Origin of the sequence: Stenotrophomonas sp. 57 (assembly GCF_030291075.1) — a bacterium.
GTDB lineage: Bacteria > Pseudomonadota > Gammaproteobacteria > Xanthomonadales > Xanthomonadaceae > Stenotrophomonas.
The window spans coordinates 2,661,947-2,674,336 of sequence record NZ_CP127407.1; the positions used below are offsets into that span (position 1 = coordinate 2,661,947).

General features: G+C 67.1%; 11 protein-coding genes. All 11 read right to left on the reverse strand.

Annotated elements, in window-relative coordinates; all coding sequences use genetic code 11:
• Nucleotides 1-553: 553 nt before the first annotated feature.
• The 11 genes from QP512_RS12365 to QP512_RS12415 all read right to left on the reverse strand — a co-directional run bounded on the left by QP512_RS12365 (nt 554) and on the right by QP512_RS12415 (nt 12,376).
• The gene (locus tag QP512_RS12365; protein ID WP_286068862.1) at nt 554-1,933 is read right to left on the reverse strand and encodes an ATP-binding protein; all 1,380 of its coding nucleotides are present in this window, start codon (nt 1,931-1,933) and stop codon (nt 554-556) included.
• On the reverse strand, nt 1,911-2,594 hold the full coding sequence (locus QP512_RS12370) for a response regulator transcription factor (RefSeq protein WP_286068863.1): 684 nt from the start codon (nt 2,592-2,594) through the stop codon (nt 1,911-1,913). Before QP512_RS12370 ends, QP512_RS12365 begins: the two co-directional genes overlap by 23 nt.
• Before the next feature lie 96 nt (nt 2,595-2,690).
• Nucleotides 2,691-4,874, reverse strand: a complete 2,184-nt coding sequence (locus QP512_RS12375; RefSeq protein ID WP_286068864.1) for a PAS domain S-box protein — start codon at nt 4,872-4,874, stop codon at nt 2,691-2,693.
• A 207-nt stretch (nt 4,875-5,081) separates the two neighbouring features.
• The gene (locus QP512_RS12380; protein WP_286068865.1) at nt 5,082-7,469 is read right to left on the reverse strand and encodes a Tex family protein; all 2,388 of its coding nucleotides are present in this window, start codon (nt 7,467-7,469) and stop codon (nt 5,082-5,084) included.
• A gap of 206 nt (nt 7,470-7,675) precedes the next feature.
• Nucleotides 7,676-7,891: a hypothetical protein gene (locus QP512_RS12385; protein WP_005417149.1), complete on the reverse strand. Its 216-nt coding sequence runs from the start codon at nt 7,889-7,891 to the stop codon at nt 7,676-7,678.
• 599 nt (nt 7,892-8,490) lie between these two features.
• On the reverse strand, nt 8,491-8,943 hold the full coding sequence (locus QP512_RS12390; protein ID WP_286068866.1) for a hypothetical protein: 453 nt from the start codon (nt 8,941-8,943) through the stop codon (nt 8,491-8,493).
• Nucleotides 8,940-9,143: a PspC domain-containing protein gene (locus QP512_RS12395; RefSeq protein WP_286068867.1), complete on the reverse strand. Its 204-nt coding sequence runs from the start codon at nt 9,141-9,143 to the stop codon at nt 8,940-8,942. The genes QP512_RS12390 and QP512_RS12395 overlap by 4 nt, the downstream gene beginning before the upstream one ends.
• A 65-nt stretch (nt 9,144-9,208) precedes the next feature.
• Complete coding sequence (locus QP512_RS12400) at nt 9,209-9,577, reverse strand: YfeK family protein (RefSeq protein ID WP_286068868.1); 369 nt, start codon at nt 9,575-9,577, stop codon at nt 9,209-9,211.
• 33 nt (nt 9,578-9,610) lie between these two features.
• Complete coding sequence (phaC, locus tag QP512_RS12405) at nt 9,611-10,678, reverse strand: class III poly(R)-hydroxyalkanoic acid synthase subunit PhaC (RefSeq protein WP_286068869.1); 1,068 nt, start codon at nt 10,676-10,678, stop codon at nt 9,611-9,613.
• Nucleotides 10,675-11,739 carry a class III poly(R)-hydroxyalkanoic acid synthase subunit PhaE gene (phaE, locus tag QP512_RS12410; protein ID WP_286068871.1) on the reverse strand — a complete coding sequence of 355 codons (1,065 nt, stop codon included), beginning with the start codon at nt 11,737-11,739 and terminating at the stop codon, nt 10,675-10,677. Before phaE ends, phaC begins: the two co-directional genes overlap by 4 nt.
• Nucleotides 11,740-11,761: 22 nt before the next feature.
• Nucleotides 11,762-12,376, reverse strand: coding sequence for a phosphatidylcholine/phosphatidylserine synthase (locus tag QP512_RS12415; protein WP_100442258.1), 615 nt, complete (start codon nt 12,374-12,376; stop codon nt 11,762-11,764).
• Nucleotides 12,377-12,390: the final 14 nt, after the last annotated feature.

The window sequence follows — 12,390 nt, forward strand, 5'->3', positions numbered from 1 at the left end:
GGCAAGTATCGGCGCTGCCGGCTAAAACAACGCTGTGCCGCGGATGAAACATATTTCATGAAAGGGGTGGGTTCGGCAGGGCGGCGCCCTGCACCCGCCGAAGCAACGTCAACATCAAAAGCCAGAGCGGTTTGCTGGGGGTTGGCGGGGCACTGTGGGTTTGCGGGGACGCCGTAAACCCATCCATTGGGGCTTGGCCGCGGCATCCATGCCGCGGACACCCCGCAAACCCACAGTGCCCCACCTCTGACAGTTTCCCGGTGGCCAGTAGATCCACGCCATGCGTGGATGAAATCCATCCGGTATCGACAATCAAGCATGGGGGTCAGAGCCCGTTGCGCAGCAACGGGATCCGACCCAAATGGAAGTTCCGGCAGATCGCGGGAATCTGCGAAGGCGGGGTGGGTCCGGTTGCGGGGGGTCACTTCATGGACGGATTCACGGCGCCCCCCCGCAACCGGATCCATCCCGCCTACCCGCAGGAAACCCGGCTTTCGACATTGACGTTGCTTCGGCGGGTGCAGGGCTGCAAGCCCTGCAAAAGAACACCCTCCTACAGCACCTGCGGCCGGCACAGCAGGCTGAATCGGGCGCCACCCAGCGTGGACTGCGCCACCTGCAGGCGGAATCCGTGCAACCCGGCAATCGCCGCCACGATCGACAGGCCAAGCCCGAAGCCACCACCCTTGCTGGCCTCCGCGCGATGGAAACGCTGGAACACCAGGCTGCGCTCGCCCTCGGGAATACCCGGACCGGAATCCTTCACCACGATGCACGTGGCGCCCTCCTCCACCCGGGCAGACAACTGCACACGCCCTCCCTCCGGCGCAAACCGGATCGCGTTGTCCAGCAGGTTCCCGATCGCTTCGAACATCAGGCCGCGATCCCCCATCACGCCCGGCAGATCAGGGGCCAGTTCAAGCAGCAACAGCTGCCCCTTCTCTTCTGCCAGCGGCGCATAGAAGGCATGGATCTCCTGCAGCAGCGCGTCCGGCGCCAGCGTGCTGAAACCGGAGCGGCGCTGATGGTCTTCCAGCTCGGAAATGCGCAGCAGTGCGCGGAAACGCGCCATCAGCGTATCGGTTTCCTCCAGCACCTGCTCCAGTGCCAGTGCCTGCGGATCGCCATCGACCAGCTGCTGGCGCATGCGGTAGAGCTGCGCGCGCATCCGTGTGAGGGGCGTGCGCAGGTCGTGGGCGATGTTGTCACACACACCTTTGACTTCGGTCATCAACTGTTCGATGCGGTCCAACATGGCGTTGACGATGGCGGCCAGCATGTCCAGCTCATCGCGGCGGTTGGACAGCGGCAGGCGCTGGCCAAGATCGCCAGCAACGATATTGGCCGTCGCCTGCTCGATTGCCTGGATGCGCCGCAACGGGCGTTGCCGCAGCAGATGCCAGCCCAGCAGGCCCGGCAGCAGGGTCAGCGACACGCCCCACAGCAGCGCATCAAGGATCAGATGGTTCACCTCGTTCAGCGGCCCGCTGTAACGCACCAGTACCAGGATGCGGCCATCGCGGGTGGGCATCGCCAGGCCGAAACCACGCTTTCCGCGCGCATAGGCATCGGTGATCGGCAGGCCAGACACCGGATGCGCGCTGCCATCAAGCGGCAGCTGCGCCGGCAACGACTTCAACATGCCGGCGAGCGGTTTTCCGTCGGGCGTAAAAAGCCCGTAGGCATCGATGCCGTGAAGGTCGTAGCGGCGGTTCTCGCGCAGCGCGGCGGTCAGCCCGTCTCCGCTGAAATGCTCGAACAGATGGGCGCGTTGCAGCACCGCCGACTGTGCCAGCTCGTCCAGGTACAGCGAGACCCGCCAGTACAGCACGCCCAGCAGCACGCACGACCAGGCCACGAACAGCAGGCTGTACAGGCCCAGCAGGCGGCTGCTGGAAGAACGCCAGCCGTCAGACAGTTTCGCTGAGGACATAGCCGCTGCCGCGTACGGTACGGATCAACGAGGGCGTGTCGGGTTGGTCCAGTTTGCGCCGCAGGCGGCCGATGTGAACGTCGATCAGGTTGGTGCCGGGATCGAAGTGATAGCCCCACACTTCCTCGAACAGCATCATCCTGGTCAGCACCTGGCCCGCGTTGCGCATCAGGTACTCCAGCAGCTTGAATTCGGTCGGCAGCAGGCTCAGGCTGCGGCCGCCACGATGCGCCGTGCGTGCCAGCAGGTCCAGCTGCAGGTCGCCCACGCACAGCAGGGTCTCGTTGCTGGCCGGGCGCTGACGGCGGCGCAGCAGCACCTCCACCCGCGCGGCCATCTCGTCGGAGGCGAATGGCTTGGTCAGGTAGTCATCGCCACCGGCACGCAGCCCGCGTACCCGCTCGTCCACGTCCGACAGCGCGCTGAGCATCAGCACCGGCGTGTCGATGCCGATCCGTCGCAGCGTGGTGACGATGGCCAGACCATCCAGCCCGGGCAACATACGGTCCAGCGTGATCGCGTCGTAGTCGCCACTGGCCGCGCGCACCAAGCCTTCGCGGCCGTCGGCCACCCAGTCCACCTGCAGTCCATGGCTGCCCAGTTCCGCCACGATTTCCTGAGCGGTAATGGCGTCATCCTCGATGGTCAATACGCGCGACATGGGCACTTCGGAAGTCCAGGCTGGCCCATGCTCGCCAAATCGGCCGACGCGGGCAAATGAAACATCCTTCATCCGCGCCCGCGGGTGCGGGCCGGTTCAGGCCGGCTCGCCGTCGTCGGTCGGTAGTTCGGACAGCTCGCCCTGCACCTGCACGTTGTTGCGGCCCATCGCCTTGGCCCGGTAGCACTGGGCATCGGCTGCGGCCACCGCCTGGTCCACGCTCATGCCGCCGGCCAGCGGCGCGATGCCGATGCTGGCGCCGACCCGCAGCCGGCCCTGGTCCCACGGAATCGACAGCGCAGCCAGGGTGTTCAGCAGCTCGCCACCGATGCGGGCGGCGCGGCGTGGCGTGCAGCCCGACAGGATTACCGCGAACTCATCGCCGCCCAGCCGCGCCACCACATCCGAATCGCGCACGCCGTGACGCAGCACACTGGCCACCGCCCACAGCACGGCGTCGCCGGCCAGATGGCCCCAGGTATCGTTGATGGGCTTGAAACGGTCCAGGTCGATGAACATCAGCGATGCAGCCTGGCCGGTGCGTTCCACACGGGTGATCGCCTGCTGCAGATGCGCCTCGAAGCCACGGCGGTTGCTCAGTTCGGTCAGCGGATCGATCTCGGCCAGGTGCCGCGCCTCGCGTTGGCGTGCGCGCTGCTGGGTATCGTCGCGCAGCACCCATACCGCGCCGCGCACGTGGCCTTCGTCATCGCGCAACCAGGCGCGGGTCAGATCCACCGGCACCGTGGCGGTGCCCAGCCGCAGCAGCAGATCGGCATGCAGGTCCACTGCATTGCTTTCCGGGTCGAGCAGCACCGACACGTCCAGCACCGAACCTGGCGCGTACTCGGTGGTCAGCGCCAGCACGTCCTGCACTTTGTGCCCGGCCAGCGACAACGCGCCATCACCGGCCAGCGTGCGTACCGCTGCAGCATTGGCGTAGTCGATGCGGCCGTCCAGGCTGACACTGAGCACCAGGTCGGCCACCGCATCCAGCGTGATGCGGCTGCGCTGTTCGCTCTCGAACAGGCGCTGCTCACTGCTGCGCTGGGCGGTGATGTCCTGGATCTGCGAGACGAAATGCAGCGGTTCGCCATGCTCGTTGCGCACCAGCGAGACCGACAGGCGCGCCCAGATGATGCGGCCATCGCGGTCCAGGTAGCGCTTTTCCAGATGGTAGTGGCTGCGCCGGCCCGCCAGCAGGTCCTGTACCAGGGCCAGATCGGCCTGCAGGTCATCGGCGTGGGTCAGACGCTGGAAATCGACCTGCAGCAGTTCCTCGCGCGGATAACCAAGGATCCGGCACAGCGCGTCGTTGACGTCCAGCCAGCGCCCCTCCAGCGACACCAGCGCCATGCCCAGCGCAGCCGACGTGAATGCACCGGCGAACTTCTCCGCCGACAGGCGTGCCTCGGCGCGCGCCTGCAGGATCTCGGTGATGTCGATGGCCATGCCGACATAGCCGATGCGCGCCCCATCGGCACCGTCCATGCGGCTGATCGACAAGCGTACCTGGCGTGGCTGGCGGTCCTTGCGCAGCAAGGTCCACTGCCGCGAATAGGTCTGGCCGTCGGCACGCGCACTGAGCGCCTCGAACACGCCTGGCAGATGGCCATCGGCATCGGCCAGCGGTCGCAGCCAGGCATTGAGTTCCTGTGGGTCGTGGAAGGCATCGAGCCTGCGCTGCCCGACCACCTCGGCCGCGCTGTAGCCCAGCAGGCGCTGCGCGCCGGTATTGAACAGGGTGATGGTGCCATCGGTATCGGTGGCGATCACCGCCACCTCATCGGACGCATCGACCACCGCCTGCAGGCGTTGACGGGTCTCGGCCGCATCGTGGCGGGCCTGCTGCAGCTCGGTCACATCGGCATGCGCACCGGCCATCCACAGCGGACGGCCCTGGCCATCCCACTCGAAGACCCGGCCACGGTCCTGGATCCAGATCCACTGGCCGTTCTTGTGGCGCATCCGCAGCAGGCAGGCGTAGTTGTCGGTGCGCCCGTCGAAATGTTCATCCAGTGCCGCATCGGACACTGCGATGTCGTCGGGATGGACCAGCTTCAGGAAGGTCTTCTGGCAGACCGGCTCCAGTTCGTCCAGGCGATAGCCGACAATTTCGGCCCAACGCGCATTGACCCGCATCTGGCCGGTCTGCACGTTCCATTCCCAGGTGCCGGCGGCGGTGCCGTCGATGATCATCGCCAGCCGGCGGCGCTCTTCGGCCAGCTCCTGCAGGCGCCGTTCAAGCAGACCGTTGCCGTTGTTTCCCTGGCCCGCCATCACTCCGGTCCCCTGCCGGCACGGGCAGGCGCCGACCGCAGCGAAGCGCTGCAGCCTGCGACGAAGACGGCGGGTCGTGCTGGCGTCATGGCCCTCCCCAGCGACAGCGGGGAGGCCGAACGCCCCCCTCAGGCGCAAGTGTGCGCAATCACGGGGAAAACCGACAAGTCCCCCGCTACGGATCAACCGTGACGGGGGGCACGATCCTCAGCTGCGCTTGGCGCGGGCGAAGGCCTCGGCCAGGGCATTGTTGGCCGGCGGCGCGGCCTGGCCGGCCCGGCCGCCATGGCCCGGGCCCCGGTTCGGTCCGCGGTTCTGGCCACCTGCCTCGCGGCGCGGCCCCTGGCCCTGGCCACGCTCCTCCCGCTGGCCGGGGCGGCTGGTGGCCTGTCCCGGGGTGTCATCCAGGCGCCGGGTCAGGGCAATGCGCTTGCGCGCCACGTCCACCTCCAGCACCTTCACCTTGACGATGTCGCCGGCCTTGACCACGTCACGCGGGTCCTTCACGAAGGTATCGGACAGCGCCGAGATGTGGATCAGGCCGTCCTGGTGCACGCCGATATCGACGAATGCGCCGAACGCCGCCACATTGCTCACCACGCCTTCCAGCACCATGCCCTCGCGCAGGTCCTTGATGTCCTCTACGCCCTCGGCGAAGCGCGCCGCCTTGAACTCCGGACGCGGGTCGCGGCCCGGCTTCTCCAGCTCCTTCAGGATGTCGCGCACGGTCGGCACGCCGAAGGTGTCATCGGTGAACTGTTCGGCCTTCAGTCCGCGCAGGAAACTGCCGTCGCCGATCAGCGCCTTGATCGGGCGCGCGGTGCTGGCGACGATGCGCTCGACCACCGGGTAGGCTTCCGGGTGCACGGCCGAGGCATCCAGCGGCTGGTCACCGTCGGCGATGCGCAGGAAGCCGGCGCATTGCTCGAAGGTCTTCTCGCCCAGGCGCGCGACCTTCAGCAGGTCCTTGCGGCGCTTGAACGGGCCGTTGTCATCGCGGTGGCGCACGATGTTCTCGGCCACCGTGGGCGAAAGGCCGGACACGCGCGACAGCAGCGCGGCCGACGCGGTATTCACGTAGACGCCCACCGCGTTCACGCAGTCCTCCACCCGTGCGTCCAGCGCCCGCGCCAGGCGGTACTGGTCAACATCATGCTGGTACTGGCCCACACCGATCGCCTTGGGCTCGATCTTGACCAGCTCGGCCAGCGGATCCTGCAGGCGGCGCGCGATCGAAACCGCGCCTCGCAGCGACACGTCCAGCCCCGGGAATTCCTTGGCCGCGAATTCGGACGCCGAGTACACAGAGGCGCCAGCCTCGCTGACCACCACCTTCTGCAGCTTCGGGTTGCCAGCGGCCTTGATCGCTTCACCGGCCAGCTTGTCGGTTTCACGGCTGGCGGTACCGTTGCCGATCGCGATCAGCTCAACGTTGTGCTTGGCACACAGCTGCTTGATCGTCTGCAGCGACTGCTCCCACTGTCGGCGCGGCTCGTGCGGGTAGATAGTGTCGGTGGCCACCAGCTTGCCGGTGGCATCCACCACCGCGATCTTGCAGCCGGTACGGATGCCCGGGTCGAGCCCCAGCACGGTCTTCGGGCCGGCGGGTGCCGCCAGCAGCAGGTCCTTCAGGTTGTCACCGAACACCGCGATGGCTTCGGCTTCGGCCTTTTCGCGGGCCTGGTTGAACAGGTCCAGCAGCAGATGGGTGTGCAGCTTGGCGCGCCAGGTCAGACGGCAGGCATCCAGCAGCCAGCGGTCGGCGGCACGCCCCTGGTCGGCGATGCCAGCCTTGCGCGCCACGCGCCCCTCGGCGTACTGGTGGCCCGCTTCGGCATCGCTGCCCGGGTCCAGTTCCAGGAACAGGATCTCCTCGCGGCGCGCACGGAACAGTGCCAGCAGCCGATGCGAGGGAATCTTCGCCAGCGCTTCGGCGTGCTCGAAATAGTCGCGGTACTTGGCGCCTTCGGTTTCCTTGCCCTCGACGACGCGGGCACGGATGACCCCGGTGTCGCCCAGCCAGGTGCGCAGTTCGCCGACCAGCGCGGCGTCTTCGCCCCACCGCTCCATCAGGATCGCGCGCGCGCCTTCCAGCGCGGCCTTGGCGTCGGCCACGCCCTTGCCGGTATCGACAAAGGTGGCGGCGAAGACCTGCGGGTCCTGCGTCGGGTCGGCCAGCAGGCCATCGGCCAGCGGCTCCAGGCCGGCCTCGCGGGCGATCTGGGCGCGGGTGCGGCGCTTGGGCTTGTAAGGCAGGTACAGGTCTTCCAGGCGGCTCTTGGTATCGGCGGCCAGGATGTCGTTGCGCAGTTCGTCGCTGAGCTTGCCCTGCTCGCCGATGCTGGCCAGCACTGCGGCGCGGCGGTCTTCCAGCTCGCGCAGGTAGGTCAGGCGCACTTCCAGGTTGCGCAGCTGGGTGTCATCCAGGCCGCCGGTCACTTCCTTGCGGTAGCGCGCGATGAACGGAACGCTGGCGCCCTCGTCGAGCAGGCCGACGGCGGCACGTACCTGGGCGGACTGGGCACCGATCTCGTCGGCGATGGTCTGGGCGATCTGCTGGGCGAGCGCGCTCTGGGCGTTCTTGGCGTCGTGCATTGCTTCAGGTCTGTGCCGCGTTACGGGAAGACCCCATTCTGGCAATCCACGACGGAGCCGGACAAGGCATTGACACGGGGCGAGGTTCAGCGGCGGCGGCCGGATTGGACGCCGGCATCCTGGCGGATAGGCTCGGACTGGCCCGCGGCTGGGATGCCGGCGCGGGCGCGCGATGGTGGAGCGCGCCCTGCCGCGTGTTGCGAAGGTCAGCGGTAGTGGCGGGCGGCGCGCTGCATGACGATGTCGTCACGCATGCCTTCCAGGGCCATCAGGCGAACCTTGCCGACACCCTGCAGTTCCATGAACCGCTCCGTGTAGAACTCCGGCCCCAGCGCGGTGTCGGCGCGGGATTTGCTGAAGCCGTAGGGCACCACGCCCTTCTCGCCATCCTTGCTACCACCGACATAAAGAACGATTGCCATGTGATGTCTTCCTCCAAATTGCTACTGCGTACTGCACTCGATGAGCGATGCTGCGAGCTCATCGGGGGAGAGCTTACCGCGTCGAACCTGACTGGAACGTCACGAAGGCTAATGACGATCGGTTGCGTGCAGATGACTGCGGGATCGCAGCAGAATGCTTACGGATCCTTAACTTCCAGCTAACGAATCGTGGCGATTCCAGCCGACGGCGGAGCCGCTCGTGGGTGGACTGGCTGGTCGCGAAAAGCCGGTTTCCTGTGGGCTGGCTGCTTTCTGTTGTGGAGCCGAGCCTGCGCTGGGCTTCGCGGACTGGCCTGAAAGCAGCCGAGCGTGGGCTCGGCTCTACACGAGCAAGCGCAGCGCGCGACCCGCTTCTGCTGTTCTGTTTCTTTTCCGTGGGTGGTACAGGTCTCAGCCATCTGTCAGAGGGCGGTCGGGGTGGGTTCGCGGGGGTGTCCGCGGCATGGATGCCGCGGCCAAGCCCCCATGGACGGGTTCACGGCGTCCCCCGCGAACCCACCCCGACCGACCAGCGCGAGGGTTTTGCATTTGGCGACCAGGCATCACCACCCACGAGGGGCTGCGGCGTTGGCTGGAAACTACGGCCACCAGCCGTGCCCGAACCGGGCGTAATGATCCGCCGCGCGCTCGAATGGATTCCGCGCACTCACCCCGCCACACAGCAGGTACACCGGCAGGTACAGCGGCCCCAGCACCATGTACTGGTAGATGTGTGCGCGTTCGTGATCATCCAGCCGGATCAGCGGCTCCACGCCCCACCCCGCCTGATGCGCATAGGTCCGGCACGAAATGCCCAGATCGTGACCGGTATGCAGGATCACATTGCCCAGCGTGATCGCCCCACCCGGCCCCCACGGCCAGCGATCGAACACCAATGCGCAATCACGGCCGCTCCAGCGCAATGTCGCGCCGCCGAGCATGCCGGCCAAGCCGCCGACCACGCCGATCAGGGAATTGGGTGACGTCCACACCGCGCCCAGCACCTGCAGCGCGCGCAGCCAGATCGGCGAGGGCGTCAAGGCAGTCTTCAATCGGCCTCGTTCGGCATCAGCAGCCACAGGATCAGGTAGACCAGAATGCCCGGGAAGGCGGCCGAACCGATCGATACCAGCACGAACACGATTCGCACCAGGGCGGCATTCCAGCCGAAGCGATGGGCGATGCCCCCCATCACGCCGGCGATCATGCGGTCGTTCAGCGAACGCGACAGCGTCTTGGGCGTGGTGTTCATGGCGGTGTCTCCTGGGAATGCGCAAAGGCGGTCGAGCGTGGCTCGACTCTACACCGGGCTCGTGTCTACGGCGTGCGTTGGCGCAGCGCCTTCAGGCGTGCGCCGAACCAGGTGGCAGCAGTCTGTTCAGGCTGCCCCGGGCACTGGATACGGTACGGCTTGCCGCTCATGCTGCTCTGGCTGGCAGCGCGCTCGATGAACTGCTCGGCGCTGTCCACCATGTCCTTCTTCAGCAGGTAGTCGTACTTGCGCTGCAGGTGCGCGCGCGCGTCGCTGCCGTCGTACCAGCTGCCATTGCGCTGAAACCGGCACTGCGAACCGTCCAGGCTGGCAATCAACTGGGCAATCTCGCGCTGTGCCTGCGGACCGGGGGCGGCGTGGGCGAGCGGCGCGGTCAGCAGCGCGGCAAAGATGAGCAGATTTCGTCGGAACATCGGAGCGTCCGTGTAGTCGAGCGTGGCTCGACTCTACACGTCGCGTGCCTTCAGCCAGCCATCGATCGTGGCCGGCACTTCGCGCTGCGCGCGCCCGGACACGTAAATGCCGATGTGGCCGCCACGGAAACTGGACTCGGTGTAGTCCTCCGTACCCAGCCGCCCGCGCATCGCGCGCGAGGCATCCGGCGGTACCAGATGGTCCTGCTCGGCATAGATGTTCAGCACCGGCAGGGTCACCTGCGACAGGTCCACCGCTTCTTCACCGATCCGCACCGTGCCCTTCATCAGCCCGTTGCCTTGGTAGAACTGCTTGATGAAGTCACGGAACGCCTCGCCCGCCAGATCCGGCGAATCGAAGATCCATTTCTCCATGCGCAGGAAATCCTCCAGCGCGGCCTTGTCATCCAGGATGTCGAGCAGGCCGACGTACTTCTGCACGTTCAGCCGGAACGGCTTGAGCATCAGGTAGCTGGCATTCATCAGATCGGCCGGGATGTTGCCCAGCGTGTCCACCAGCAGATCCACATCCACCTGCCGTGCCCAGTGCGAGAGCATGTTATCGGCGGTCTGGAAATCAACCGGCGTGACCATGGTGATCAGCTTGCCCAGCTTCTGCCGGCGCAGTGCCGCATAGCACAGCGCGAACACACCGCCCTGGCAGATGCCCAGCAGGTCCACCGGGCCACCACTGCGCGCGCGCAGCGCATCCACCGCGCCATCGATGTAGCGCAGCAGGTAATCTTCCAGGGTCTGGAAGCGCTCGGAGCGGTCCGGGTAGCCCCAGTCCAGCACGTAGACGTCCTGGCCCAGCGCCAGCAGCTTCTGCACCAGCGAACGGTCAGCCTGCAGGTCGACCATGTACGGCCGGTTGACCAGCGCGTAGACGATCAGCAATGGCGTGCGCCGGGTCGGGGCCTGCTCGCCGACGAAGCGGTACAGCACCACCTTGCCGTCGCGCCAGACTTCCTCGCGGGCGGTCACGCCATAGTCCACGTCTTCCACCTGCGGCAGCAGCTTCAGCCCTTCCATCAGCTTGCGCTGCATGGCGAGGGTTTCCTGCATCAGGTCATCGGCGTTGAAGCCCAGCGGTCCTTTCATCGGTCACGCGCCCGTGGGGTGGTGGGGGCGGCGGCTTTCTTCGCCGGTGCCTTCTTCGCCGCCGGTTTCTTCACCGGCGCAGCCTTCTTCGCAGCTTTGCGCGCTGCCGGCTTCACCTTCGCCGGTGCCGGCTGTGACACCGGATCCACCGCAGCAGTGCCCGCCAGCACCGCCACCTGCGCCTGCAGGCGGCGCAGGCTGCGCTCCAGCTCGGCGATGCGTCGGTGTGCGGCGTCCATCTCGCTGCGCGTCGGCAGGCCGATGCGTTCGCTCATCTGTTCCACCTCGCGCTGCAGGCCGGCACGCAGGCGCATCTGTGCGTTGCCCAGCGAGGCATACACCTGCTGGAACGGCTCGGACATGGCGACCTTGGCGTAGGCCTCCTCGGCCACTTCGATCCACAGGTCGAACATCGCGCGGGCGCTGGTCAGCTGGCTGCCGGGCTGCTCGTGCTGGGCCAGGCGCTGCTCGAACAGCGCGAAGGCTTCGTCCAGCGCCTGCTTGATCTGCTCGACGTAGGCGCGCGAATGTTGCTGGTAGTCCTCCTGCGCGCGCAGCAGGGCCTGCCAGCGCGCCTGATGCTCACGGCCGGGCCCGAACGCCGGGCTCTGCAGCCAGGGGCCGGCCTGCAGCTGGAACTGTTGCAGCCAGGCGGCGAACTCGGGCACGGCGGCGCCGGCGTGGGTGCTGCCCCGCGCGCCCTGCAGCATCCACTGCACCATGCCGTCGCCCTGCCTCTGCACCGCCTCTCGCCAGGCCTGTGCGACTTCGGCGCTGCTGGCGTCGCGGCCAGCGAAACGTGCGGCCACCTCCTGCATCGTGCCGTACCAGCTGCCCGCCTGTTCGCGGAACCGGCGCACGGCATCTTCCGGCGCGCCCTGCCCCTGTTCGGGCAGCAGTTGGCCCCACCAGTCGAACAGCCGTTGCCAGCTGCCGGGGGCGTCACCGGCCGGTGCACCCGGCGTGGATGCATGGCGCAGGGCATCTCCCCAGGCACCGAAGTACTGCCGGGCCAGGGCTTCGAAATCGCTGCTGCCGGCGTCGTGGGCCGAGCTGGTCATCGCAGGTCTCCGCTGGGCTGGCTCATGGCTTGGGGATGCGCAGGGTCTTGCTGATCATCAGTGATCCGGACAACGCGAACAGCAGCACCATCGGATGCAGCTGCCAGGGACCGATCTGCCACTGGCCGAACCAGATGTTCTGGCCGATGGCATCGGTGCCGGCGGCGATCGCCAGCACGATCACCAGCACCAGGCTGGTCGGGATCGGAGTGCCCTCGAAGTACTTGACCTTACCCTCGTCGCCGGCCAGCGCCTCGGCGGTGACGTTGTAGCGGGCCAGGCGGCTGACGCCGCAGCAGACGAAGTAGCTCAGCACCAGCCAGTCCCAGCCGCCCTGCATGCCGCAGGCGTAGGCCAGCGCCGCCGGGGCCACGCCGAAGGAGATCACGTCGGACAGCGAATCCAGCTCGCGGCCCAGGGTGGAGCTGGACTTGCGCCAGCGCGCGATGCGCCCGTCGAGGGCATCGAAAATGAAGGCGAGCGGGATCAGCGCCATGCCGAACAGCAGGTAGCCACGTTCGCCGTCCTGCAGGAAGCGCATCGCGGCAAAGACCGCACCGGTGCCGCAGAACGCATTGGCCAGGGTGAACCAGTCGGCCAGCTGGAATTCGCGCAGCATCGAGAAGTGACGTTTCATGGGGTCTCACGGAG